A 22947-nucleotide genomic window follows, 5' to 3' on the forward strand; every position below is an offset into this window, starting at 1 on the left:
GCGTCGCGGCGGCTGCCATCGGTTTTGTCGCGGCGGATTTCATGTCACAGTCGGGGCCATGCGCCACGACAGCACTGAGGAGGACAGCCGATGGCAGACAAGATCGCGAGACGGGCGCGGGTGATGGGCCGGGTGCAGGGCGTGGCCTTCCGCGCCTGGACCCAGGGACAGGCGGAAAACCTCGGTGTGCAGGGCTGGGTCTGCAACAACCCCGACGGCTCGGTCTCGGCGCTGGTGGTGGGGCCGCCGGACAAGGTGGAGGCGATGCTCGACAGCATGTGGGCCGGCCCCGGCGCGGCGGCGGTCCGCGATGTCTCGGTCGAGGCGGTCACCCCGGTGCCGGAGGTCACAGGCTTCGAGATCACCGGCTAGAGGGCGACTTGCCACCGTCGCGGGGGTCTGGCTGGTTGTTCAGAGAGGTCCTAGCGCGCGGGCATGGAGGTTGGCCATCCTCGGGGATGTGCATCGCCGGTGGCGCAAACTTTGAGCGCAGTCCGCGACAGCTGGGGTCTCATCTGACGTTCACTGCACCCGCCGTCCCGGCCTAGAGCCGGGGCCTCATCGCCTGCCGCCGAAGGTCCCGGCGCGGAGGCCGGGACGCGGGTGGCTTGTTGCCGGTGCGCATTGCGCCAGATCGCCCTGCGTTTTGTACTCCCCGAGAGCAGCCCCCCGCTCACGTCGGCTATCCCCACCGCCGTCCCGGCCTTGAGCCGGGACCTCACCGTCTGCCGCCGGTGGTCCCGGCGCGGGGGGCAGGACGCGGGTACATCAAAATTGCCCACTCATCGAACCGGGGCGCGAGGCAACGCTCATCGCGCGCGCTCCTCAATCCTTCCCACCGCCGTCCCGGCCTTGAGCAGGGACCTCACTGTCTCCCGCCCGGAGGTCTCGGCGCGGGGGGCGGGACGGGGAAGTGTTGGTCGCAGGCATCCCGCCGAACCCCGGACCTCGCCGTCTTTCCCACCCGAGAGCAAGCACCCCACGACCTTCACATCGGCAGCACATCCCGCCGGATCATCGTCCTCAGGGCAAAGCTCGAGCGCATGTTGCGGATCCCCGGCACCTGCATCAGCCCGTCCTCCAGAAACCGGTCAAAGCCTGTCAGATCGCGGGCCACCACCCGGATCAGCACATCCCGTGTGCCGGTCATCAGGTAGCATTCCATCACCTCGTCGAACCGCCGCAGCGCGGTCTCGAACCGGTCGAGCGCCTCGCGGCTCTGCTGTTCGAGCTCGACGAAGATGAAGGCGTTGAGCGGCAGGCCCAGCTTCTCCTGATCGACCCGGGCGGAATAGCCGGTGATGACGCCCTGCGCTTCCAGCCGGGCGATGCGGCGGGCGAGCGGCGTGGCCGAGAGGCCGATGGCCTCCGACAGATCGGCCAGCCGCTGGCGGCCGTCGCGCTGCAGGGCCTGCACGATCCGGGCATCTGTTGCGTCCATTCCCCAAGATCTCCCTCTGTTTTGGAGATTTTCACCAATCCGTCCGCCCGGGGCAATGGTCTTTGGTGAGTTTTCGCGCCCGCGCGCCGCTAGGATCGGAACAAATAGGAGGAGAGCGCCATGTTGACACGGATCGAGTGCAGCACCCACGAAGAGGTCTACCGCGTGAGCGACCGCGACAGCGGGCTCGAGGGGCTGATCGCGATACATTCCACCCAGGCCGGACCGGCCGCCGGCGGGCTGCGGATGCGGGTCTACGATGGCTTTGACGCGGCGCTGGCCGATGTGCTCGCCCTGTCGCGCGGCATGACCTACAAGAACGCCGCCGCCGGCCTGCCGCTGGGCGGTGGCAAGGCGGTGATCCTCGGCGATCCCGCCACCGAGAAAACCGACGCCAAGCTGCGGGCCATGGGCCGCGCGGTGGCCGCTCTCGACGGCCGCTACTGGACCGCCGAGGACATGGGCATGAGCCCCGACGACATGAAGGTTCTGGCCGGCGAGGCCGACTTCGTCGCCGGGCTGGCCGACGGGCCCTTTGCCAGCGGCGATCCCTCGCCGATCACCGCGCAGGGCGTGTTCAACGCGCTGAAGATCGGCGCAGCGCGACAATTCGGCAGCGCTGATCTGGCGGCCAAGCGGGTGGCGGTGCAGGGGCTTGGCCATGTCGGCTGGTATCTCTGCGAGCGTCTCGCGGCTGCGGGGGCGGAGCTGATCGTGGCCGACACCGTGGCGGCGCGGGTGACCGAGGCGCAGGCGCGGTTCGGCGCCGAGGTCGCGGCGCCCGAGGCGATCCACCGGGCCGAGGCGGATGTCTTTGCCCCCTGCGCCATCGGCGGCATCCTCAATTCCGCCAGCGTGCCCGAGCTGCGCGCGGCGATGGTCTGCGGCGCGGCCAACAACCAGCTGGCCGATGATGCGGCGGCGGATGCGCTGCACGCGCGCGGCATCCTTTACCTGCCGGATTATGTCGCCAACGGCGGTGGCATCATCAACGCGGCAAGCGAGATCCTGCGGATCGGCAACCGCGCCGATTTCGTCACCGAGCGGCTGGCCCAGCTCGAGCACACCATGCGCGGCATCCTCGACGCTGCTGCCCGCCGGGATACCAGCCCGGCGCATGTGGCCGATGCCACGGTCGAGCAGGGCATGGCGCTGCGCCGCGCCGGTTGAGGCCGCGCCTGCAGGTCGAAATCAGACCCGGGAGCGCCGCGTTTCGCGCGGCGTTCGCGCGATCCCCCGCCTAATGCTATAGTCATGCGGCAAGGAGGGGTGTCATGCAGCTTTATCCGACCATCGAACTTCAGAACGGCCAGCCGGTCAGCCTCTATCGCGGGCGGCTCGAGGAGCCACAGATCTGGCACCTTGATCCCTGCGACTGCGTGCGTGGCTTTGCCCATGCCGGGGCCGAGTGGATCCACGTCACCGATTTCGACGCCGTCGCCGGCCAGCCGCCGCAGGATGCGTTGCTGCAGGATCTGATCCGCGCCGCCGAGGCGCCGCTGCAGATCGGCGGCGGCGTGCGCTCGCGCGAGCGGATCGAGCATCTGCTCGACATGGGCGCGGGCCGGGTGGTGATCGGCACCGCCGCGCTGAACCAGCCCGACCTGGTGAAATCGGCCGCCAAGTACCACCCCGACCAGATTGTCCTCGCGGTCGATGTCTACCGGGGCCGGGTGATGACCCACGGCTGGCGCGAGACCTCGGCCTATGCGCCGGGCGATTTCATCGCGCATTTCGCCGAAGACCCGCTGGCGGCGATCATGGTCACCGACATCGACAGCGACATCAGCGACGCCGAGGCCTCGCTGGCGCTGGTCACCGACCTGGCCGCCCACTCGCGCCACCCGGTGATCGCCAGCGGGCTGGTGCGCACGCTCGATGACCTGGCGCGGCTGAAATACGTTCGCAACGTCGCCGGCGCGGTGGTGGGCCGGGCGCTGTTCAACAAGAGCGTCGATCTCGGCGCGGCGCTGGCCCTCGCGCGGGCTCCGGTGGAGGAGGTGGCGGGGTTCATTTGAGGGCAGCGGTTGGAGGGGAAGGCTTGAGGTCATGCGGTGGGTTACAAACCCACCCTACGGCACGGGAGGAGCAAACCCACCACGGTGCGGTGGGTTGCAAACCCACCCTACGGTCGGTGTCGGGCGGGTTTGTACGCCACCGGCGGCACCGCAAGGCCACCCCGTAGGGTGGGTTTGCAACCCACCGTCGTCCGGAAAGACCATTTCCGTAGGGTGGGTTTTCAACCCACCGTTCCGGACCGAACACCGCGCCCTTGCACCACCCGACTGCTCAAAGCTCGATGGCGGTGAGCACCTCCGGCTCGATCACGGTGACGCCGGGCAGCGCGTCCTTCAACGCCTGCGCCGATTGCTCGAGGATCGGGAAGGTCCGGTAGTGGCACGGGATCACCGTCTCGAAATTGAAATAGCGTTTCGCGGCATAGCCCGCGGCCTTCATGTCCATGGTGAAATGCCCACCGGCCGAGAGGATGCCGATCTGCGGCTTGTGGTAGTCGCCCATCCAGTCCATGTCGGCCATGATCGTGGTGTCGCCCGAGAGGTAGATCACCTTGTCCTCGGCCGCGATCATGTAGCCCACCTCGCTGCCCGCCGCCTGCGGCCCGCTGTCAGACCCGAAGGACGAGGAATGCGACGCCGGCACCATGGTCAGCCGCACCCCTGCGGCCTCGACAGTGCCGCCCTTGTTGAACCCGATGGTTTCGACGTTCTCATGCTCGCCCCAGTGTTTCATCACGTCGAACTGCCCGATCACCGGGATCTCGAGCTTGCGCGCCAGCGGCAGCACGTCGACCACATGGTCGAAATGGCAATGCGTCAGCAGGATATGGGTGGCGCCCTCGGTGGCCGCATCGTGCTGGCTTTCCTCGAGCATCGGGTTGCCGGTGAGCCAGGGGTCGATCAGGATGCGGGCTGCGCCGCTGTCGAGGCGGAAAGAGCCGTGGCCGAGCCAGGTAAGCTGCATGTGGGGTCTCCCTTTGGTGATGCTTCGGAGCCTAGCAGGATGGCGCCAGCCGTCCAGATCGCGGCACACCGAAAAGGCACCGGGGCGGATCCTCGCGCTTTCGGGCCGGCAGATGGTTGCGGGCGGCGGGGCGGGGCGGTAAAGCCCATGCCAGACCTGAATGATTGGAGTGGGCCCGATGTCGATCGATCAAGGCACCGCCGCCAAGGTGGCGAAACTGGCACGCATTCGCGTGGCCGAATCTGACCTGCCGGCGCTGGCGCAGGAGTTCAACACCATCCTCGGCTTCATCGAGCAGCTGGGCGAAGTGGATGTCGAGGGCGTCGAACCGATGGTCTCGGTCACGCCGATGCGGCTGAAGCGCCGACAGGACGGCGTCACCGACGGCGGCCAGCAGGACAAGGTGCTGGCGAACGCGCCGGATGCGCGGGAAGGCTTCTTTGCAGTGCCGAAGGTGGTGGAATAATGGCTGAGCTGAACGGGATGAAGATCGCCGAGGCGCGCGATGCGCTGCGCAAGGGCGATGTGACCAGTGTCGAGCTGACCGAGGCCTGCCTCTCGGCGATCGAGGGTGCCGGGGCGCTCAACGCCGTGGTGCACAAGACGCCCGAGATCGCGCTGGAGCAGGCGCGTGCCGCCGACGCCCGCATCAAGGCAGGCGAAGCGCCCGACATGTGCGGCATTCCGCTGGGCATCAAGGATCTGTTCTGCACCAAGGGCGTGGCCAGCCAGGCGGCGTCCAATATCCTCGATGGCTTCAAGCCCGAGTACGAGAGCACCGTCACCCGCCAGCTGTTCGAGAGCGGCGCGGTCATGCTGGGCAAACTCAACATGGACGAGTTCGCCATGGGCAGCTCGAACGAGACCTCGACCTATGGCAATGCCGTCAACCCGTGGAAACGCGGCAGTGACGACGCGGCACTGACCCCCGGCGGCTCCTCCGGCGGTTCGGCCTCTGCCGTTGCGGCCGACCTCTGCCTCGCGGCCACCGGCACCGACACCGGCGGCTCGATCCGCCAGCCGGCCGCCTTCACCGGCATCACCGGCATCAAGCCCACCTACGGGCGCTGCTCGCGCTGGGGCATCGTGGCCTTTGCCTCCTCGCTCGACCAGGCCGGTCCGATGACCAAGGACGTGCGCGACGCCGCCATCATGCTGGAAGCCATGTGCGGCCATGACCCGATGGACAGCACCTCGGCCGATCTGGCGGTGCCGGATTTCGAGGCGATGCTGACCGGTGACATCCGCGGCAAGAAGATCGGCATTCCGCGCGAATACCACATGGACGGCATGCCCGAAGAGATCGAGGCGCTCTGGGCCGAGGGCCGCAAGATGCTGGCCGACGCCGGCGCCGAGATCGTCGATATCTCGCTGCCGCATACCAAATACGCGCTGCCGACCTATTACGTGATCGCCCCGGCCGAGGCCTCGTCGAACCTCGCCCGCTACGACGGCGTGCGCTATGGCCGCCGGGCGCAGCTGGCCCAGGGCGACGGCATCACCGAGATGTACGAGAAGACCCGCGCCGAGGGCTTTGGCCATGAGGTGCAGCGCCGGATCATGGTTGGCACCTACGTGCTCTCGGCCGGGTTCTACGACGCCTATTACAACCGTGCGCGCAAGGTGCGGACGCTGATCAAGCGCGACTTCGAGGAGGTCTTCGCCCAGGGGGTCGACGCCATCCTGACACCGGCGACGCCGTCCGCGGCCTTTGGCCTCGGCGAGATGAAAGAGGCCGACCCGGTGCAGATGTACCTCAACGACGTCTTCACGGTTACCGTCAACCTTGCCGGCCTGCCGGGCATCTCGGTGCCGGCGGGCATCGACCGGCAGGGGCTGCCGCTGGGGCTGCAGCTGATCGGCCGGCCGTGGGAAGAAGGCGACCTGCTGAATTGCGCCTATGCGCTCGAGCAGGCGGCCGGATTCGTTTCCAAGCCGGCGAAATGGTGGTAAGTGACCGCAACTGGCGGCTGTGAGGGTGCGATGCGTTTTTTCCTGATGAGTGTGGCGCTAGGTGCGCTTGCGGCCTGCACGACCTCGGTGCCCGACAGTGGCGCCGGCGTCGGCTTCGACCGCGTTGACCAGGACCGCACCGCGCGGCTGGAGCGGGACCTCAGGCTCGAGGGCGCGGCGCCGGTCACCACCATGACGCTCGATGGCGAACCGGTGGACGACGCCTCCCGCCAGGCGGCCGCCGGCAATTCCGGCGCGGCGCCGCTGCAGGCCAGCCCGAACAACCCGGCGCCGCAGGCGGTGACCGATGCCTCGGGCATCAGCCGCGAACAGGACTTCCAGGCGGTCTCCGGCGAGCGTGACATCCAGGACGATGCCGAGCGGCTGCGCCAGGCGCAATCGCAGTACCAGGTGGCGGCGGTGACCGGCCTGCCCAGCCGAGAGGGCAGCGACCGGCCGAATATCGTGGCCTATGCGCTGCAGACCAACAACCCGGTCGGCACCGCGCTCTACAAGCGCTCTTCGCTGAACTCGCAATCAAAGCACCTGCGCAATTGCGCCGGCTTTGCCAGCCCCGATCTGGCGCAGGAGGATTTCCTCGTCAATGGCGGGCCGGAGAAGGACCGCAAGGCGCTCGATCCCGATGGCGACGGCTTTGCCTGCTCTTGGGACCCGACGCCGTTCCGCCGGGTGCGGGGCGGCTGACCCTTGCGCGACGGCGAGGCGCTCTGGCACCCGTCGCCCAATTGCGGCGCGCGGCGTGGCGGCGTGCGCCCCGACATGGTGGTGCTGCATTACACCGCCATGACTGACACCGCCGCCGCGTGTGACTGGCTCTGCACTCCCGAGGCCGAGGTCTCGGCACATTATCTGATCTCGCCCAGCGGCGCGCTGATCCAGTTGGTGACCGAGGACCAGCGTGCCTGGCACGCGGGGGCAGGGCGGTGGGGCGCGGTCACCGACGTCAATTCCCGCTCCATCGGCATCGAGATCACCAACTCCGGCGCGACGCCTTTCTCCGAGCCGCAGATGGCCTGTCTCGAGGCGCTGCTGCCACGGATCATGGCGCGCTGGCAGATCGCGCCTGCGCGGGTGATCGGCCATTCCGACATGGCCCCGGGGCGCAAGCAGGACCCAGGCCGTCGGTTCGACTGGCGCCGCCTTGCGCGTCGCGGCCTTGCCATCTGGCCCGAGCCCGCGCCGGAGGCCCCCGCGTCGGCCGCCTTCCGCGCGCTTGCGGCCAAGGCCGGCTACACCGCCGAGGCGCGCGACGAGGTGCTGCTTGAGGCCCTTCGTGCCCGCTTCCGCCCCTGGGCCACCGGGCCGCTTGCCGCCGGGGACATGGCGCTCCTGGCCGGGCTCGCGGAACGCTTTCCCGTTGACCGCACCGCCGCCAGCGCCTAGAGGCTTGCACGCGCGGAAGGCTGGATGGCCGCGGGGCCGCAAGGCTCCGAGGAAAGTCCGGACTCCCTGAAGCAACGGTGCCGGGTAACGCCCGGGCGGGGCAACCCGACGGATCAGCGCCACAGAGAACAGACAGCCCTGCACGTCAGGGTCATGGTGAAACGGTGGGGTAAGAGCCCACCGGGGGGCTGGCAACAGCGCCCGCATGGCAAGCCCCACCGGGAGCAATGCCAAATAGGGGCCTCGCGCGCGACTGATCGCCTTCGGGGGATATCGGCGCAGGGATGCTTCAGCCCGAGAGGCCCGGGTTGGCAGCTAGAGGTGCAGGGGCAACCCTGTGCCAAGAGGAATGGTCATCACCGGTCGCAAGACCGGAACAGAATCCGGCTTACAGGTCTTCCGCGCACATCTCTCCTCGCAGAGCGGCCCCCTGCGCTTCTTCTGGCCGCAAGTATCTCGGGGGAGGCCGGAGGCAGAGCCCCCCGAAAGCGCCCGATGCGCCCGGTTCCGCTCTTTGCGGGCCAACGCGCAACAAAACCGCTTGACTCGCAGGCGCAGCCCGGTAGAAGGCGAGCTTCATAGAGATTTTCGAGTGCGCGATGGCCACGGCCCGCGCCACGCAGGAGACGAGACATGGCGAAGCCGACCACCATCAAGATCCGCCTGAATTCGACCGCGGGCACCGGCCACTTCTACGTGACCAAGAAGAACGCGCGGACGATGACCGAGAAAATGGTTCAGCGCAAATACGACCCCGTTGCCCGCAAGCACGTGGATTACAAGGAAGGCAAGATCAAGTAAGCGATCTGCCCGACGGTACAAAGACGCCGCGCCGCCCCCTCGGGCCGCGCGGCGTTTTTCGTTTCGGCCGCGCTCTTTCGCCCTCGCGGGCGTCCTCGCCTCAGGTGGCCTACGCTTCCCACGGCATCGTTGCAGGGCAGCCGCTGGACACTCCGCCTACGCAAGCAAAAGGGCCGGTCAATCGACCGGCCCTCTGTCACTCTGGCATGGGATGCCTGCTTATTCGCGATTGCCCATCAGCTGCAGCAGGAACATGAACATGTTGATGAAGTCGAGGTAGAGGTTCAGCGCGCCCATGATTGCCGCCTTGCCCATCCACTCGCTGTCGCCGTTGTGGGCATGGGCGAGATAGGTGTTCTTGATGTTCTGGGTGTCATAGGCGGTGAGGCCCGCGAAGATCAGCACACCGAGGATCGAGATCGCGAACATGATCGCCGGCGAGCCGAGGAAGATGTTGATGATCGAGGCCACCAGCAGGCCGATCACGCCCATGATCAGGAACGACCCCCAGCCCGAGATGTCCTTCTTGGTGGTGTAGCCGAACAGGCTGAGACCGGCGAAGGCGATCGAGGTCACCAGGAAGACCTGGGCGATCGAGAAGCCGGTGAAGGCCACGAAGATCCAGCTCAGCGACAGGCCCATCACCGCCGCGAAGGCAAAGAAGAACAGTTGCGCGCCGGCGGCGGAGAGCTTGTTGATCGCCGCGCCGAAGGCGAAGACCATGATCAGCGGCGCGAACATGAGCACCCAGCCGAGGATATTCGGCTGCAGGGTCGCGGGGTCACGGAACACGGCCAGAAGCTGCGGGCTGGTGCCGACCGCCCATGCCACCGCGAAGGTGATCAGCATGCCGATCGACATGGTCCCGTAGACCTTGTTCATGTGGGCGCGCAGGCCCTCGTCAATCTGGGCGGCGCGGGCGCCGGCCGCAGACGTCCGGATTGTGTTGTAGTCAGCCATCGAAGTCCTCCGAAAAAGATCAGGTGGCACGCGGATGCGGGCCGTCCCCCCAAATATTGGCGGAACGGCCCGGTTTTTCAAGATGGTTGAGAGCAGGATTCGACGCGATTTGCGTCAGTTGCACGCCGCTTAGCGCCGCCAGTGGGCCGGAACGTCCCAAATCGGTTTGCAGGCCTCGCGACGGGCTTCCTCGGCGCTGATCCCGAGATCGTCGATCCGGGCGGCATCGAGTTGCCCAAGTGTCTTGCGCTGACGGTAGAGCGCCGCCAAATCTGCCAGACGGGGCAGGGCACTGTGACGCGGGCGGGCATGGGTGAGGGGAAGGGTGCGGGCCATGGGGCTCTCCTATCGTTTGTGATGTATGAGGCGAGTTGCATCTTGTATCTTGATATATAGAGGGCGGCGTTCCATAATTGAAACGAATGTTCTTGATCCAATGCATCACGGAGTATGATGGTAATGCGCAATCTCGATGTCACCGTGTTGCGCAGTTTCGTGGCGGTGGCCCAGACCGGCGGCGTCACCCGCGCGGCGGGCTTTCTCAACCTGACGCAATCGGCGGTCTCGATGCAGCTCAAGCGGCTCGAGGAGCTGCTCGGGCTCGAGCTGCTCGACCGCTCGGCCCGGCAGATCGGCCTGACCGCCGCCGGAGAGCAGCTGCTGGGCTATGCCCGCCGCATGGTCGAGCTCAACGACGAGGCCTTTGCCAGGCTGACCCATGAGGAGTTTTCCGGCCAGATCGCCCTCGGTGTGCCCTATGACATCGTCTACCCGGTGGTGCCGCGGGTGCTGCAGCGCTTCGCGCTCGAGATGCCGCGGGTGCGGGTCAATCTGGTGACCGGCAACACCCGGTCGCTGAAAGAGGATTTCGCCAAGGGCGCGCTCGACCTGATCCTGACCACGGAAAGCGAGGTCGCCCCCGGCGGCGAGACCCTGACCGAGATCGCCCTGCGCTGGATCGGCGCGCCCGGCGGGCAGGCCTGGCGGCAGCGGCCGCTCAACCTCGCACAAGCGCGGGTCTGTGCCTTTCGCTCCGGCGTGGTCGATCGGCTGGACGCGGCCGGCGTCGACTGGGTGTCGACCGTCGAGACCGACAGCGACCGCACCGTCGAGGCCACGGTCAGCGCCGATCTCGCGGTGACCGCGCTGTTGGAAGGGACTGCGCCGAAGGAGCTGATCGAACTGCCACCCAGCTGCGACCTGCCCGACCTTGGCCGCTACAAGATCAACATCTATTGCAATCGGGGATCAAGCCAGAAGCCGGTGAACCTGCTGACCGAGATGATTGAACAGGGCTACGACACGCTTTAGGAGGGGCGGCCCTCAGCGGCGGTCGGTCACAGGGTGACGACCACCTTGCCGGTGGATTTGCGGTCGCGCAGCAGCTGCATCGCCCGGCCGGCCTCTTCGAGCGGCAGGGCGTGGCTGATGTGCGGGGTGATGCGGCCGTCGCTGTGCCACTGCATCAGGGTTTTCAGCGAGCCGGCGATCACCTGAGGCGCGAACTTCAGATAGCCGCCCCAGTAGAGCCCGAGCACCGAAAGATTCTTGACCAGCAGATGATTGGCCGGGATTTGCGGCACCTCGCCGCTGGCAAAGCCGATCGGCAGCAGCCGCGCCTCAGGGTTGCAGGCACGAAACGCGGCCTTGAACTGGTCGCCGCCCACCGGATCATAAACCACGTCGGCGCCGCCGAGCGCCCTGACCTCGGCGCGCAGGTCGCAGGTCCGGGAATCGAGCAGGTGATGCGCCCCGGCGGCGCGCGCCGCCTCGAGCTTGTCGGTGCCCCGCGCGCAGGCGATGACCGTCGCGCCCATGATCCGGCCGATCTCGACCGCGGTCAGCCCGACGCCGCCGGAGGCGCCCAGCACCAGCAGGGTTTCCCCCGGCTGAAGCCGCGCCCGATGGTCCAGCGCCAGGTGCGAGGTGCCATAGGCGATCTGAAATGCGGCGGCATCGGTGAAACTCATCGTTTCCGGAATGGCAACGGCGCGGGCGGCCTCGAAACAGCCGAACTCGGCCAGACCGCCCTGGCCGCCAAAGACCGCAACCCGCTGGCCGGTCTCGAGGCCGGTGACGCCTTCGCCAAGCGCGTCAACGGTGCCCGCCACCTCCATCCCGAGGGTGAAGGGCGCCTCCGGGGTATCTTGGTACGTGCCCTTTTCCATGAGCAAATCCGCGAAGTTAAGCCCGCAGGCGGCGATCCTGACGCGAATCTCGCCGACGCCGGGCTCTGGCATGTCGATCTCTGTCAGCTGTGCCCGCGCACCGGATTCGGCGATGTGAAATGCCCGCATTGGTGTCAGATTTCCCCTGTCGATTGGCCTGAGCCTTTACAGTTTCGCGCAACTGACGCAATGTAAAGAGCATGGCATGTCGCGCCTTCCGGGAGGCATTTTGCGGTGTTTTCATACCGTGCAACGTGTGCTGGCGGTTAACCGTGAACTCTAAACGCGTTCTTTTATCTTGCTTTCTTCGGCACCTCACATATTCTTCGTGACGCTGCAGGGGTGCACAGTCAATATCGTCGGGCCGGGGGAAGCTCTGTCTCGTTACATAAAATAATTAAGCGCTGTCCTGCATCGTGTGCGGTGACCTGTGCGAAGTGAAGGATGAATAGTATGCCACACCCCGTGGATGTCCATGTCGGCAAACGTGTCCGGCATCGCCGCTGGCTGGTCGGGATGACGCAGCAGCAGCTGGCGGAGCATGTCGGCATCAAGTTCCAGCAGATCCAGAAATACGAGACCGGCGCCAACCGCGTCAGCGCCTCGCGCCTCTGGGACATCGCCGATGCGCTCGACGTGCCGGTCAGCTTCTTCTTCGAAGGCATCGATGCCGGCGAGACCGAGGCGGCGCAGGGTGCCGTCAGCAGCGTGCCGGCCGATCTTCTCGGCGACAAGGAAGCGCTCGATCTCGTGCGGTCGTACTATGCGATCCCGGAAAATCAGCGCCGCCGGCTGTTCGAGCTTGCCCGCGTGCTGAGCGACGTCGCATAACCCACCCGACCTGCGGTGCCTGTGCGCCGCGAAGACGGATGGGTGAGACAGATGCAAGACAGCGAGATGCGCCACCTCTGGCAGGTGGCCGATGAAATGGCCGACGCGGCGCGTGCGGCCATTTTGCCGTTCTTCAGGGGCGCGGCGCTGGGCACCGAGAACAAGGACGCGGGCGGGTTCGACCCTGTAACCCAGGCCGACCGCGCCGCCGAACAGGCCATGCGCGCGATCCTGGCCCGCGCCCGGCCAGAGGATGCCATCCTCGGCGAGGAGTTTGGCCACAGCGCCGGCACCTCCGGGCTGACCTGGGTGCTCGACCCGATCGACGGCACCCGCGGCTTTATCAGCGGTACCCCCACCTGGGGGGTGCTGATCGCGCTCTCCGACGCGACCGGCCCGATCCTCGGGCTGATCGACCAGCCCTATATCGGCGAGCGGTTTCGCGGTGGCGGCGGTCTGGCCCGGATGGAAGGGCCGCATGGCGCGCGTGACCTGGCCACCCGCCAGGTGGATCGGCTCTCTGACGCGCTGCTCTTTACCACCTTCCCAGAGGTCGGCACGGCCGACGAGCGCGCCGCGTTCCAGCGGGTCGCGGCCGAGGTCCGGCTGACCCGCTATGGCATGGATTGCTACGCCTATGCGCTGCTCGCGGCGGGGCAGGTGGACCTGGTGATCGAGGCCGGGCTCAACGCCTATGATATCCAGGCGCCGATTGCAGTGATCGAGGCCGCCGGTGGTGTGGTCACCAACTGGCAGGGTGGTCCGGTGCATGACGGCGGGCAGGTGCTGGCGGCCGGGACACAGGCGCTGCACAGGGCGGCGCAGGCGCGACTCAACCAGGCTTGATCGCGGCACGCGGGCTTGCTAGCGTTTGGCCAACGCCGCGCGAACTTTGCCCGTTACCGGCGCGGCGGGCTTCACCTCAGAAATGGGCGCCACATCTGAGGTTTCTTCATGACAGAGATACTGCTGCAGCGGGTCGGTCTGGCCCTGACCATGGACGATGACAGCCGCGAACTGACCGAGTGCGACATCCGGCTGAAGGGCGGCGTGATCGCCGAGATCGGCGCGGGGCTGGCCAGCGCGGGCGAGGTGATCGACGCCCGCGACTGCCTGGTGACGCCGGGGCTGGTCAACACCCATCACCACCTCTACCAGACGCTGACCCGCGCGGTGCCCGGCGGTCAGGATGCGCTGCTCTTCGGCTGGCTCAAGACGCTCTACCCGATCTGGGCCCGCTTCGGCCCCGACGAGATGTTCACCTCGGCCCAGGTCGGGCTGGCAGAACTGGCGCTCTCGGGCTGCACCATGTCGTCTGATCACCTCTACCTCTATCCGAACGGCGCGCGGCTCGACGATACCGTTGCCGCGGCACGCGAGGTCGGGCTGCGGTTTCATCCCACCCGCGGTGCGATGTCGATCGGCGAGAGCGATGGCGGGCTGCCACCCGACAGCCTGGTGGAAAAAGAGGCGGCGATCCTCGAGGACATGGTGCGGGTGGTCGACGCTTTCCACGATGCCTCTGAGGGCGCCATGGTGCGTGTCGGGTTGGCGCCCTGTTCGCCCTTTTCGGTCAGCCGCGAGCTGATGCGCGACACCGCGCTTCTGGCCCGCGACAAGGCCGTGATGCTGCACACTCACCTCGCGGAGAACGACGAGGATATCGCCTATTCGCTGGAGAAATTCGGCTGCCGCCCCGGCCAATATGCCGAGGACCTCGGCTGGACCGGCGCGGATGTCTGGCACGCCCATTGCGTGAAGCTCGATGGCGAGGAAATCGATCTCTTTGCCAGAACCCGAACCGGGGTGGCGCATTGCCCCTGCTCGAATTGCCGCCTCGGATCGGGCATCGCGCCGGTGCGGGCGATGCGCGATGCCGGCGTCAAGGTTGGCCTCGGCGTCGACGGCTCGGCCTCCAACGACAGCGGCAACCTGGCGCTCGAGGCGCGGCAGGCAATGCTGTTGCAGCGGGTGGCGCGGGGGGCGGATGCGATGTCGGCGCGCGAAGCCTTGCGGATTGCCACGCGTGGCGGCGCCGAGGTGCTGGGCCGGGCGGATTGCGGCCAGATCGCGGTCGGCAAGCGTGCCGATCTGGCGCTCTGGGACATGTCCGGTGTCGAGGCGGCAGGCAGCTGGGACTGGGCGGCCCTCTTGCTGGCCGGGCCGACGCGGGTGCACGATCTCTTTGTCGAGGGCCGCGCGGTGGTACGCGGCGGTGCCGTGGTCTCCTTTGATCTCGCAGCGGCGGTGCGGCGGCAAAACGACCTAGCAAGAAGGCTGATGGCATGAAGCGACGGATGGTTCTGGCGGCGGGGTTGGCATGGGTGGCTGCGCCAGTGCTTGCGGAGCAGGCAGCACTCGACACGGTCAACCGGTTGCGCCGACAGTCCGGCCGCAGGGCGCTGCGCTGGTCGCCGGTTCTTACCGCTGTGGCGCAGGCGCATGCCGACGACATGGCGCGCAACGGGTTCTTTTCGCACAGCGGCTCCGACGGCTCGTCGATCAGCGACCGGGTTTCGCGGGGGGGCTATGGCTGGTGCGCGGTGGCCGAGAACATCGCCAAGGGCCAGCGCAGCCTCGACGAGGTGATGCGGAGCTGGCAGGGCTCTCCCGGCCATCGCCGCAACATGCTGAGCAGCAACATGACCGAGCTGGGCGTGGCGCGGGGAGGCGGCAACACCTGGGTCATGGTCCTGGCCAAGCCCGGCTGTTGAGGCCGCGGCTGGAAAAGGAGCGCTTCCGCGCGCTTTGTTCGGCGTGTGGAGAGGTGTCGGGTCCGGGGCGGGCGGCGCGCCTGGTGCGGCCTTGAAGTGTCTGCTGAGAAGCGGTTCAGGGGCAGGTCTGCCCTGAACGCGCCTTGTCGAGGGTTTTGTGAGTCGCCCGCGCGTCAAGGTCCTTCGGCCCGCTGCGCGGGTGCTGCGCAACCTTGACCCGCGGCCGACTCACGCGGTGACAGAGCGGCCGTTGATCCAGGTGGCGCGGATCGCGCGGTCGTCGCCCATCATGATTGTCGGAAAGAGGGCCTCCCAGAGTTCATTGGCCCGTGCCTGGCGCTGGGCAATCGCCGGCGTGGAGGCGAGGTCGAGCACCACGAGGTCGGCGGCATATCCGGGGGCGAGGGTGCCGATCCCGTGGTCGAGGTGCAGCGCGCGGGCCGAGCCCTGGGTTGCCAGCCACATCAACTGCGCCGCATGCAGCGGGGTCCCGGTGAGCTGGCCGATCTCATAGGCGGCGGCCATGGTGCGCAGCATCGAGAAGCTCGAACCGCCGCCGGTGTCGGTGGCAAGGCCGGTGGAGAGGCCGCGGGTTTTCATCGCCGCGGTATTGAACAGGCCCGAGCCGATGAAACTGTTCGAGGTCGGGCAATGGACCAGCGCCGCGCCGGTCTCGGCCAGCCGGTCGATCTCGCGTGGCTCGAGATGGATGGCATGGCCGTAGAGGCCGCGCGCGCCCAGCAGGCCATGGGTCTCGTAGGTGTCGAGGTAGTCGCGCGCCTCGGGGTGGAGATCGCGGACCCAGGCGATCTCGTCGGTCTGTTCGCTGAGATGGGTCTGCATCAGGCAGTCGGGGTGTTCGGCCCAGAGCGCGCCGAGCGCCGCCAGCTGGTCGGGCGAGGAGGTCGGGGTGAAGCGCGGCGTGATGGCGTAGTGCAGCCGGTCCTGCCCATGCCAGCGCTGCAGCAGCGCCTTGCTGTCGTCATAGGCCGATTGCGCGGTGTCGCGCAGGTCGTCAGGGGCGTTGCGGTCCATGCAGGTCTTGCCGGCGACGACACATTGGCCGCGCCTTTGGGCCTCGGTGAACAACGCCTCGACGCTTTCGGGATGGATGGTGCAGAAGCTGGCCATGGTGGTGGTGCCCTGCGCCGCCGTCAGGTCGAGGTAGCGCGCGGCGATCTCGGCTGCGTAGGCAGGGTCCGAGAACCGCGCCTCTTCGGGGAAGGTGTAGGTGTTGAGCCAGTCGATCAGCCGCAGCCCCCAGCTGGCGATGATCGCGGTCTGGGGATAGTGCACATGGGCATCGACGAAGCCGGCGCAGATCAGGTCCTTGCCGTAAGAGACCACTTCGGCCTGCGGATGGGCGGCGCGCAGGGTATCGGCCTCATCGACCGCGAGGATGCGGCCGGCGTCGATCAGCACGCCGCCTTGGCGGCGCAGGTTGCAGGCCTCGGAGAAGGGCACCGCGAAGGGGTCGGCGTGAAAGCTCAGGGTCTGTCCGGTGAGCAGCTGCATGGCGGTCCTTTCCGTGGCTTCGGGCGGCAGAATTGCTGCGGTGCCACTGTTGCTTTCCCATACTCTATCGTATGGTCCGCGCAAATCGTCGGATGCGGCAAAGGGGCCTGATATGACCGATCAGATCGAAGAACAGGCCGAAGCCGGGACCGAACCCGAGGACGCCTATGCGCTGGACCGCAAGGCGGTGATGGCGATCCTTTACGCGGTCGAGATCGACGACCGCGACGCACTGATCGCGGCGATGGAGCCGCTGCATGCAGCCGACATCGCCGACCTTCTGGAACAGGTCAATCCCTACGACCGGACCCGGCTGATCCGCCTGTATGGCAAGGAGTTCGACGGCGACATCCTGTCGGAGCTCGACGAGAGCATCCGCGAGGAAGTGATCTCGGTGCTGCACCCGCAGGTGCTGGCCGACGCGGTGCGGGAACTCGACAGCGATGACGTGGTCGACCTGATCGAGGATCTCGAGGAGCCGCAGCAGGAGGCGATTCTCGATGCGCTGGAAGACAGCGAGCGGGTCGCGGTCGAGCAGTCGCTGGCCTATCCGGAGTATTCCGCCGGCCGGTTGATGCAGCGCGAGGTGGTGGCGGCGCCGGAGCATTGGCGGGTGGGCGACGCCATCGATTTCCTGCGCGCGCACAAGGAGCTGCCCGAGCAGTTCTATCACATCACCCTGGTCGATCCTCGGATGCACCCGATGGGCAATGTCACCCTTGGCCGGCTGATGGGCTCGCGCCGCGAGGTGCCGCTGACCGATCTGGTGGAGGAGGTCTTTCAGGTCATCCCCGCGACGCAATATGAGGGCGACGTGGCCTATGCCTTCAACCAGTACCACCTGATCTCCGCCCCGGTGGTGGACGACGAGGGCCGGTTGGTGGGGGTGATCACCATCGACGACGCCATGGCGGTGCTGGATGAAGAGCATGAAGAGGACATCATGCGGCTGGCCGGGGTCGGCGAGGGCTCGCTGTCGGACCGGGTCATCGAGACCACCAAGCAGCGGCTGCCCTGGCTGGCGGTGAACCTGGTGACCGCGGTGCTGGCCTCGTTGGTGATCGCGCAGTTCGAGGCGGCGATCGCCCAGCTGGTGGCGCTGGCGGTGCTGATGCCGATCGTGGCCTCGATGGGCGGCAATGCCGGCACCCAGTCGCTGACCGTGGCGGTGCGCGCGATTGCCACCCGCGACCTGACCGGCGCCAATGTCTGGCGGGTGATCCGCCGCGAGGTGCTGGTCGGGCTGATCAACGGGGTGATCTTTGCAGTGGTGATGGGCATCGTCGGCGTGGTCTGGTTCGGCTCGCCGGCGCTGGGCTACGTGATTGCCGCGGCGATGGTGATCAACCTCGTGGTGGCGGGGCTGGCCGGCACGGTGATCCCGGTGGCGCTCGAGAGGGTGGGGGTCGACCCGGCGCTGGCCTCCGGCGCCTTCGTGACCACGGTGACCGATATCGTCGGCTTCTTCGCCTTTCTCGGGCTGGCCGTGGTGGTGCTGCTGTGAGCGATCTCGACGCTGCCAAGAAGGCCGCCCGCGTCGCCGCCTTTGCCCGCCGCGCCGCGGCCCATGCGGCGGCGCGGCCGGGGCAGGCAGGGCATCTGTCCTCGGTGCTGGCAGGCCATCGTGGCGTGCCGGTTTCGGGCTACATGGCGATGCGCAGCGAGATCGACCCGCTGCCGGCGATGGAAGAGGCCGCGGCGCATGGCCCGGTCTGCGTGCCGGTGATCGTGGCCAAGGGCCTGCCGCTGAAGTTCGCCCGCTGGGAGCCGGGCTGCGCCATGGTCGAGGGGCCTTTCGGCGCGCGGGTGCCCGAGGTGATCGACTATATCGAGCCCGAGATCCTGATCGTGCCGCTGGTGGCCTTTTCGCGCCGCGGTGGGCGGCTGGGCTACGGCGGCGGTTTCTATGACCGCACGCTGGAGCTCTTGCGCGGCAAGCGGCCGACGCTGGCGGTGGGCTTTGCCTATGGCGCTCAGGAAGACCCGGAGGTCCCGCTCGAGGTGACCGACCAGCCGCTCGACCTGATCGTGACCGAGGCCGAGGTGATCACGCCGGGGGGATGACGGGCTCGATTAGGCCAAACGGCCCAGTCCGCGGGCGGGCCCGACAGGTCGGATGGCCCGTTTGCCCACCCCCGCGCCGCCATTTGCCCACTTGCCGTTTGCTGCGCATCCGCTTAGGCCCTCTGCCATGCGAATACTCTTTCTTGGCGATGTGATGGGACGCGCCGGCCGCACCGCGGTCAGCGAGCGTCTCAAGGGCCTGAGGGCCGATTGGAACCTCGATTTCGTCGTGGTCAACGGCGAGAATGCCAGCAATGGTGCCGGGCTCACCGGCGCCCATGCCAAGCTGCTGCTCGAGGCCGGGGCCGATTGCATCACGCTCGGCGATCATGCCTTCGACCAGCGCGACATGCTGCAGTTCATCGACAGCGAGCCGCGCATCCTGCGGCCGCTGAACTATGCCAAGGATGCGCCAGGCCGGGGGGCGGCGATCTTTGATGCCGGACGCGGCCGACGCATCCTGGTGGCGCAGGTGCTGGGGCAGGTCTTCATGAAACGGCCGTTCGACGATCCGTTCTCGGCGGTCGATGCGGTGCTGCGCAACCATCCGCGCGGCGGCCAGGTGGCGGCGAGCCTGATCGACGTGCATTGCGAGGCGACCAGCGAGAAGATGGGCATGGGTCATTTCTGCGACGGCCGCGCCAGCGTGGTGGTCGGCACCCACACCCATGTGCCCACCGGCGACGCCCAGATCCTGCCCGCCGGCACCGCCTATCTCTCGGATGCCGGCATGTGCGGCGACTACAACTCGGTGATCGGCATGGAAAAGGCCGAGCCGATGCGCCGCTTCGTCACCGGCATGCCCAAGGCGCGGTTCACCCCGGCCAACGAGGCGGCGACGCTCTGCGGCCTGATGGTCGAGACCGACGACCGCAGTGGCAAGGCGGTGGCGGCCCATATGGTGCGCCAGGGCGGGCGATTGCAGCAGGCCGGCCCGCAATGAGACCGGGCCGGGCCATGCCGGCCCTTGCCGCCGCCGCTGCCTGCGGTAACACTGGCCGCCAGGCGCAATAGAGGCGCTGTGAAGGGGCCGTGATGGACAACATCCTGAACTTGTCGCAGACCGGCCAAGCGGTCACCGCGCTGGTCATCGTGGGGCTGATGTTCCTGCTCTTCGTGCGCGAGGTCTATCCCACCGAGGTGGTGGCGATCGGCGGCGTCGCCTGCCTGCTGCTGACCGGGGTGCTGCCCTATGACCAGGCGCTCGAGGTGCTGTCGAACCCGGCGCCCTGGACGATTGCCGCGATGTTCCTGGTGATGGGCGCACTGGTGCGCACCGGCGCGCTCGACGTGCTGACCCGCGCCGCCGAGCGCAGCGCCGAAGTGGCGCCGAAACGCGCCGTCGCCGGGGTGATCCTGATGGTAATGACGGCCTCGGCGATCATGAACAACACGCCGGTGGTGGTGGTGATGATCCCGGTGGTGGTGCGGCTCAGCCAGACCCTCGGCATGAAGGCCTCGAAGCTGCTGATCCCGCTCAGCTATGCAGCGATCATGGGCGGCTCGCTCACCCTGATCGGCACCTCGACCAACCTGCTGGTCGATGGCGTGGCCCGCACCCAGGGGCTGGAGCCCTTCGGCATCTTCGAGATCCTGCCGATCGGTCTCGTGGTCTGCGCCACCGGACTGGTGTTTCTCACCGTGCTCGGCCCGCGGCTGCTGCCGGACCGCGATTCCATGGCCAACATGCTCTCGGCCGACCGCTCCAAGATGAAGTTCTTCACCGAGGCAGTGATCCCCCCAGACAGCAACCTGGTCGGACGCGAGGTGCTGGGTGTGCAGCTGTTCAAGCGCGACGGCGTGCGGCTGATCGACGTCATCCGCGGCGATACCTCGCTGCGGCGCGCGCTTCAGGGGGTCACCCTCGAGGTCGGCGACAGGGTGGTGTTGCGCACCCAGATGACTGAGCTTCTGTCGCTGCAGCGCAACAAGGAGCTCAAGCGGGTCGACCAGGTTTCGGCAGTCGAGACAACCACGGTCGAGGTGCTGATCTCGCCGGGCTGCAAGATGGTCGGCCGCTCGCTGGGCGACCTGCGCCTGCGCCGCCGCTACGGCGTCTATCCGCTGGCGGTGCACCGGCGGTCGCAGAACATCGGCCGGCAGCTCGACCAGATCGTGGTGCGGATCGGCGACACGCTGCTGCTCGAGGGCGCGCCGGCGGATATCCAGCGGCTGGCGGTCGACATGGACCTGGTCGATGTCTCGCACCCCTCGGCCCGCGGTTTCCGCCGCGGCCATGCGCCGATCGCCATCGGCGCGCTCTTGGGCATCGTGGTGCTGGCGGCGCTGGGAGTGGCGCCGATCCTGGCGCTGGCGGTGATGGCGCTGGCGCTGGTGCTGCTGACCCGCTGCATCGACGCCGACGAGGCGTTTTCCTTTGTCGACGGCCGGCTACTGGCGCTGATCTTCTCGATGCTGGCGGTCGGCGCGGCGCTGCAGCACTCCGGCGCAGTGGCGATGATCGTCAACGCCCTGGCGCCGGGGCTGGCACAGCTGCCGCCGCCGATGGTGGTGTTCTGCGTCTTCCTGCTGACCACGATCTTCACCGAGATCGTCTCGAACAATGCCGTCGCGGTGATCATGGCGCCGATCGCCATCGGCCTCGCCCAGGCGCTGGGGCTCGATCCGCGGCCGCTGGTGGTGGCGGTGATGATCGCCGCCTCCTGCGCCTTTGCCACCCCCATCGGCTATCAGACCAACACGCTGGTCTACGGTCCTGGCGGCTACAAGTTCACCGATTTCATGCGCGTCGGCATCCCGATGAACCTGGCGATTTCGGTGCTGGCGAGCCTTGCCATCCCGCTGATCTGGCCGCTTCAGCTGTAGCGTTCGACGAAGCGCCGCAGGATCTTCTCCGGTTGGGTCACCTCGGCCGCATGGCAGGTCTCGATCAGCGCATCGGCGGTTTCCGGCGGGAAGTAGCCATGGTTGCGATAGGTGCGGATTCGCGCCTCGAAGACCGCGCCATCGGCCTCCGGATGGAACTGCGTCGCATAGACATTGCGTCCGTGCCGCACCATCTGGAACGGGCAGGGGGCCGAGGCCAGCAGATGGGTACAGCCCGCGGGCAACACCTGCAGCGCCTCCTTGTGGCCGACGAAGGCCTCGAATTCCGGCGGAAACCCCTCGAGCAGCGGATCGTGCACGCCCGCCGTGGTCACCCGGCAAAGCGTCGGCCCCACCGGCTCGCCATAACGCGCCTTGGAGACCTCCGAGCGCAGATGCGCGCCGAGAATGCCGATGCCATAGCAACATCCCATGAAGGGATGATCGCTCTCGGTAATTGCCGGCATCAGCGACAGCACCGACCGCTCGATCCTGGCCTCGACCTCGGATTTCGCCTCGGGCGCATCCGACACGCAGCCGGGGCCGCCGCCGACGATCACCCCGGCATAGTCGCGCGGATCGAGCCCCTCTGGCAAAGCCTCGCAATCCAGCCGGATGCGATGGCACTGCGCTTCCGCCAGTCCCGCCTTGGCGCGGATCGCGGCATATTCCCCATCAGAGGCATCCGCCTCCGGCCTGAGCTGCAAGATCAGAAACTGTCCCATGCCCCTGTTTTACCCGCGACGGGGGGACAGAGAAAGCGCCGGTGTTTCTTTCTGGGCGCCCAAAGCCCGGGCCGTCCGCGCAGCCGATGGAGCCGAGCCGCACCTGGGGCGCTGTACAAGCCCTGATCTCCATGGTTCGGGCTCTCGTCCTGTCCGGTGATCCTGTGGCCGGTTCCGGATTTGCGGGCCCTTCGGCTGATTTGCGGGGCGGGGAGGGGCGAGTCGCAGGATTCTTCCGTCCCGGGGTGGACGGGACAGGCGGAACTTCGGGTGATTTCGGGGTAAACTGGGGGGAGCGAGTCGGGTTTTTCGGCGGATTTCGGGGGTTTTGCCGGTTTGGTCGGGTCGGGGTGTCGCGGAAAGGGAGCTTGGTGGGTGAAAAATTGTGCCGCCAAGTGCCTGTAAACGCGGCGCTTTCCGGAAAGATTCCGAGAGAACGCGGTTTTTCTAAAAAAACCGCTTGCGGGTTTGGGGGAGTAACCGTAAAAGCCCCTTCACCGGCGGCGCTGAGGCGCACAACGGGACGCCAGACGGGGCGGCGGCGAGGTCGAGAGGCTGAGTTG

The 22947-nt window shown here is 67.4% G+C and carries 24 protein-coding genes and 1 other RNA gene; 18 read left to right on the forward strand and 7 right to left on the reverse strand.

Annotated elements, in window-relative coordinates:
• Positions 1-90: 90 nt before the first annotated feature.
• Positions 91-372 carry an acylphosphatase gene (locus VOI27_RS17120; RefSeq protein WP_323766735.1) on the forward strand — a complete coding sequence of 94 codons (282 nt, stop codon included), beginning with the start codon at positions 91-93 and terminating at the stop codon, positions 370-372.
• 616 nt (positions 373-988) lie between these two features.
• On the opposite strand, the gene VOI27_RS17125 is transcribed toward VOI27_RS17120, so the two are convergent.
• Positions 989-1441 carry an Lrp/AsnC family transcriptional regulator gene (locus VOI27_RS17125; protein ID WP_323766737.1) on the reverse strand — a complete coding sequence of 151 codons (453 nt, stop codon included), beginning with the start codon at positions 1439-1441 and terminating at the stop codon, positions 989-991.
• A 120-nt stretch (positions 1442-1561) separates the two neighbouring features.
• Between VOI27_RS17125 and VOI27_RS17130 the strand changes: the two genes are divergently transcribed.
• A complete protein-coding gene (locus VOI27_RS17130; RefSeq protein WP_323766739.1) occupies positions 1562-2611 on the forward strand; it encodes a Glu/Leu/Phe/Val family dehydrogenase in 1050 nt (349 codons plus the stop codon).
• A gap of 104 nt (positions 2612-2715) precedes the next feature.
• Positions 2716-3459 (forward strand): 1-(5-phosphoribosyl)-5-[(5-phosphoribosylamino)methylideneamino] imidazole-4-carboxamide isomerase, encoded by a 744-nt coding sequence (locus VOI27_RS17135; protein WP_323766741.1) that lies wholly within the window; start codon positions 2716-2718, stop codon positions 3457-3459.
• 271 nt (positions 3460-3730) lie between these two features.
• Here the strand turns inward: VOI27_RS17135 and VOI27_RS17140 are convergent, their stop codons facing one another.
• The gene (locus VOI27_RS17140; protein ID WP_323766743.1) at positions 3731-4423 is read right to left on the reverse strand and encodes a metal-dependent hydrolase; all 693 of its coding nucleotides are present in this window, start codon (positions 4421-4423) and stop codon (positions 3731-3733) included.
• A 178-nt stretch (positions 4424-4601) separates the two neighbouring features.
• Between VOI27_RS17140 and gatC the strand changes: the two genes are divergently transcribed.
• The 6 genes from gatC (at position 4602) to rpmG (ending at position 8581) form a co-directional block, all read left to right on the forward strand.
• Positions 4602-4889 (forward strand): Asp-tRNA(Asn)/Glu-tRNA(Gln) amidotransferase subunit GatC, encoded by a 288-nt coding sequence (gene gatC / locus VOI27_RS17145; RefSeq protein ID WP_323766745.1) that lies wholly within the window; start codon positions 4602-4604, stop codon positions 4887-4889.
• Positions 4889-6376, forward strand: coding sequence for an Asp-tRNA(Asn)/Glu-tRNA(Gln) amidotransferase subunit GatA (gene gatA / locus VOI27_RS17150; RefSeq protein WP_323766747.1), 1488 nt, complete (start codon positions 4889-4891; stop codon positions 6374-6376). The genes gatC and gatA overlap by 1 nt, the downstream gene beginning before the upstream one ends.
• A 30-nt stretch (positions 6377-6406) precedes the next feature.
• Positions 6407-7081: a hypothetical protein gene (locus VOI27_RS17155; protein ID WP_323766749.1), complete on the forward strand. Its 675-nt coding sequence runs from the start codon at positions 6407-6409 to the stop codon at positions 7079-7081.
• Positions 7082-7156: 75 nt separating this feature from the next.
• Positions 7157-7780: an N-acetylmuramoyl-L-alanine amidase gene (locus VOI27_RS17160; RefSeq protein ID WP_323766790.1), complete on the forward strand. Its 624-nt coding sequence runs from the start codon at positions 7157-7159 to the stop codon at positions 7778-7780.
• A 12-nt stretch (positions 7781-7792) separates the two neighbouring features.
• Positions 7793-8187, forward strand: an RNA gene (gene rnpB, locus VOI27_RS17165) — RNase P RNA component class A.
• A gap of 226 nt (positions 8188-8413) precedes the next feature.
• Positions 8414-8581: a 50S ribosomal protein L33 gene (gene rpmG, locus VOI27_RS17170; RefSeq protein ID WP_323766751.1), complete on the forward strand. Its 168-nt coding sequence runs from the start codon at positions 8414-8416 to the stop codon at positions 8579-8581.
• A gap of 219 nt (positions 8582-8800) precedes the next feature.
• On the opposite strand, the gene VOI27_RS17175 is transcribed toward rpmG, so the two are convergent.
• Both VOI27_RS17175 and VOI27_RS17180 read right to left on the reverse strand, forming a co-directional pair.
• Complete coding sequence (locus VOI27_RS17175) at positions 8801-9541, reverse strand: Bax inhibitor-1/YccA family protein (protein ID WP_323766753.1); 741 nt, start codon at positions 9539-9541, stop codon at positions 8801-8803.
• Between the two features lie 129 nt (positions 9542-9670).
• Positions 9671-9877, reverse strand: a complete 207-nt coding sequence (locus VOI27_RS17180; RefSeq protein WP_323766755.1) for a hypothetical protein — start codon at positions 9875-9877, stop codon at positions 9671-9673.
• 123 nt (positions 9878-10000) lie between these two features.
• On the opposite strand from VOI27_RS17180, the gene VOI27_RS17185 reads away from it, so the two are divergent.
• Positions 10001-10852, forward strand: coding sequence for a LysR family transcriptional regulator (locus VOI27_RS17185; protein ID WP_323766757.1), 852 nt, complete (start codon positions 10001-10003; stop codon positions 10850-10852).
• A gap of 26 nt (positions 10853-10878) precedes the next feature.
• Here VOI27_RS17185 and VOI27_RS17190 read toward each other — a convergent pair whose 3' ends face one another.
• Positions 10879-11838, reverse strand: coding sequence for an NADPH:quinone oxidoreductase family protein (locus tag VOI27_RS17190; protein WP_323766759.1), 960 nt, complete (start codon positions 11836-11838; stop codon positions 10879-10881).
• 324 nt (positions 11839-12162) lie between these two features.
• On the opposite strand from VOI27_RS17190, the gene VOI27_RS17195 reads away from it, so the two are divergent.
• The 4 genes from VOI27_RS17195 to VOI27_RS17210 all read left to right on the forward strand — a co-directional run bounded on the left by VOI27_RS17195 (position 12163) and on the right by VOI27_RS17210 (position 15254).
• Complete coding sequence (locus tag VOI27_RS17195; RefSeq protein ID WP_323766761.1) at positions 12163-12540, forward strand: helix-turn-helix transcriptional regulator; 378 nt, start codon at positions 12163-12165, stop codon at positions 12538-12540.
• A 51-nt stretch (positions 12541-12591) separates the two neighbouring features.
• Positions 12592-13386: a histidinol-phosphatase gene (gene hisN / locus VOI27_RS17200; protein WP_323766763.1), complete on the forward strand. Its 795-nt coding sequence runs from the start codon at positions 12592-12594 to the stop codon at positions 13384-13386.
• A 108-nt stretch (positions 13387-13494) separates the two neighbouring features.
• Positions 13495-14829, forward strand: coding sequence for an 8-oxoguanine deaminase (locus tag VOI27_RS17205; RefSeq protein ID WP_323766765.1), 1335 nt, complete (start codon positions 13495-13497; stop codon positions 14827-14829).
• Positions 14826-15254, forward strand: coding sequence for a CAP domain-containing protein (locus VOI27_RS17210; RefSeq protein WP_323766767.1), 429 nt, complete (start codon positions 14826-14828; stop codon positions 15252-15254). The genes VOI27_RS17205 and VOI27_RS17210 overlap by 4 nt, the downstream gene beginning before the upstream one ends.
• A 228-nt stretch (positions 15255-15482) precedes the next feature.
• Here the strand turns inward: VOI27_RS17210 and guaD are convergent, their stop codons facing one another.
• Positions 15483-16769 (reverse strand): guanine deaminase, encoded by a 1287-nt coding sequence (gene guaD / locus VOI27_RS17215; RefSeq protein ID WP_323766769.1) that lies wholly within the window; start codon positions 16767-16769, stop codon positions 15483-15485.
• Positions 16770-16881: 112 nt separating this feature from the next.
• Between guaD and mgtE the strand changes: the two genes are divergently transcribed.
• The 4 genes from mgtE (at position 16882) to VOI27_RS17235 (ending at position 21659) form a co-directional block, all read left to right on the forward strand.
• A complete protein-coding gene (gene mgtE / locus VOI27_RS17220; protein WP_323766772.1) occupies positions 16882-18273 on the forward strand; it encodes a magnesium transporter in 1392 nt (463 codons plus the stop codon).
• Positions 18270-18833, forward strand: a complete 564-nt coding sequence (locus VOI27_RS17225; protein ID WP_323766774.1) for a 5-formyltetrahydrofolate cyclo-ligase — start codon at positions 18270-18272, stop codon at positions 18831-18833. Before mgtE ends, VOI27_RS17225 begins: the two co-directional genes overlap by 4 nt.
• A gap of 127 nt (positions 18834-18960) precedes the next feature.
• Positions 18961-19776 (forward strand): TIGR00282 family metallophosphoesterase, encoded by an 816-nt coding sequence (locus tag VOI27_RS17230; protein WP_323766776.1) that lies wholly within the window; start codon positions 18961-18963, stop codon positions 19774-19776.
• A 92-nt stretch (positions 19777-19868) separates the two neighbouring features.
• A complete protein-coding gene (locus VOI27_RS17235) occupies positions 19869-21659 on the forward strand; it encodes an SLC13 family permease (RefSeq protein WP_323766778.1) in 1791 nt (596 codons plus the stop codon).
• Here the strand turns inward: VOI27_RS17235 and VOI27_RS17240 are convergent.
• On the reverse strand, positions 21650-22384 hold the full coding sequence (locus tag VOI27_RS17240) for a glutamine amidotransferase (RefSeq protein WP_323766780.1): 735 nt from the start codon (positions 22382-22384) through the stop codon (positions 21650-21652). The two genes, VOI27_RS17235 and VOI27_RS17240, sit on opposite strands and share 10 nt — an antisense overlap.
• Positions 22385-22947: the final 563 nt, after the last annotated feature.

This window comes from Marinovum sp. (assembly GCF_034669705.1).
Classification (GTDB): Bacteria; Pseudomonadota; Alphaproteobacteria; order Rhodobacterales; family Rhodobacteraceae; genus Marinovum.

Bases quoted from the DNA above. Each gene is read 5' to 3' on its own strand.
- gatA (WP_323766747.1), top strand. From the start codon at position 4,889: ATGGCTGAGCTGAACGGGATGAAGATCGCCGAGGCGCGCGATGCGCTG.
- VOI27_RS17210 (WP_323766767.1), top strand. From the start codon at position 14,826: ATGAAGCGACGGATGGTTCTGGCGGCGGGGTTGGCATGGGTGGCTGCG.
- VOI27_RS17140 (WP_323766743.1), bottom strand. From the start codon at position 4,423: ATGCAGCTTACCTGGCTCGGCCACGGCTCTTTCCGCCTCGACAGCGGC.
- rpmG (WP_323766751.1), top strand. From the start codon at position 8,414: ATGGCGAAGCCGACCACCATCAAGATCCGCCTGAATTCGACCGCGGGC.
- VOI27_RS17185 (WP_323766757.1), top strand. From the start codon at position 10,001: ATGCGCAATCTCGATGTCACCGTGTTGCGCAGTTTCGTGGCGGTGGCC.
- VOI27_RS17125 (WP_323766737.1), bottom strand. From the start codon at position 1,441: ATGGACGCAACAGATGCCCGGATCGTGCAGGCCCTGCAGCGCGACGGC.
- VOI27_RS17205 (WP_323766765.1), top strand. From the start codon at position 13,495: ATGACAGAGATACTGCTGCAGCGGGTCGGTCTGGCCCTGACCATGGAC.
- VOI27_RS17180 (WP_323766755.1), bottom strand. From the start codon at position 9,877: ATGGCCCGCACCCTTCCCCTCACCCATGCCCGCCCGCGTCACAGTGCC.
- VOI27_RS17175 (WP_323766753.1), bottom strand. From the start codon at position 9,541: ATGGCTGACTACAACACAATCCGGACGTCTGCGGCCGGCGCCCGCGCC.
- VOI27_RS17240 (WP_323766780.1), bottom strand. From the start codon at position 22,384: ATGGGACAGTTTCTGATCTTGCAGCTCAGGCCGGAGGCGGATGCCTCT.
- VOI27_RS17120 (WP_323766735.1), top strand. From the start codon at position 91: ATGGCAGACAAGATCGCGAGACGGGCGCGGGTGATGGGCCGGGTGCAG.
- VOI27_RS17195 (WP_323766761.1), top strand. From the start codon at position 12,163: ATGCCACACCCCGTGGATGTCCATGTCGGCAAACGTGTCCGGCATCGC.
- VOI27_RS17230 (WP_323766776.1), top strand. From the start codon at position 18,961: ATGCGAATACTCTTTCTTGGCGATGTGATGGGACGCGCCGGCCGCACC.
- VOI27_RS17130 (WP_323766739.1), top strand. From the start codon at position 1,562: ATGTTGACACGGATCGAGTGCAGCACCCACGAAGAGGTCTACCGCGTG.
- VOI27_RS17160 (WP_323766790.1), top strand. From the start codon at position 7,157: ATGGTGGTGCTGCATTACACCGCCATGACTGACACCGCCGCCGCGTGT.
- hisN (WP_323766763.1), top strand. From the start codon at position 12,592: ATGCAAGACAGCGAGATGCGCCACCTCTGGCAGGTGGCCGATGAAATG.
- guaD (WP_323766769.1), bottom strand. From the start codon at position 16,769: ATGCAGCTGCTCACCGGACAGACCCTGAGCTTTCACGCCGACCCCTTC.
- VOI27_RS17135 (WP_323766741.1), top strand. From the start codon at position 2,716: ATGCAGCTTTATCCGACCATCGAACTTCAGAACGGCCAGCCGGTCAGC.
- VOI27_RS17155 (WP_323766749.1), top strand. From the start codon at position 6,407: ATGCGTTTTTTCCTGATGAGTGTGGCGCTAGGTGCGCTTGCGGCCTGC.
- gatC (WP_323766745.1), top strand. From the start codon at position 4,602: ATGTCGATCGATCAAGGCACCGCCGCCAAGGTGGCGAAACTGGCACGC.
- mgtE (WP_323766772.1), top strand. From the start codon at position 16,882: ATGACCGATCAGATCGAAGAACAGGCCGAAGCCGGGACCGAACCCGAG.
- VOI27_RS17235 (WP_323766778.1), top strand. From the start codon at position 19,869: ATGGACAACATCCTGAACTTGTCGCAGACCGGCCAAGCGGTCACCGCG.
- VOI27_RS17190 (WP_323766759.1), bottom strand. From the start codon at position 11,838: ATGCGGGCATTTCACATCGCCGAATCCGGTGCGCGGGCACAGCTGACA.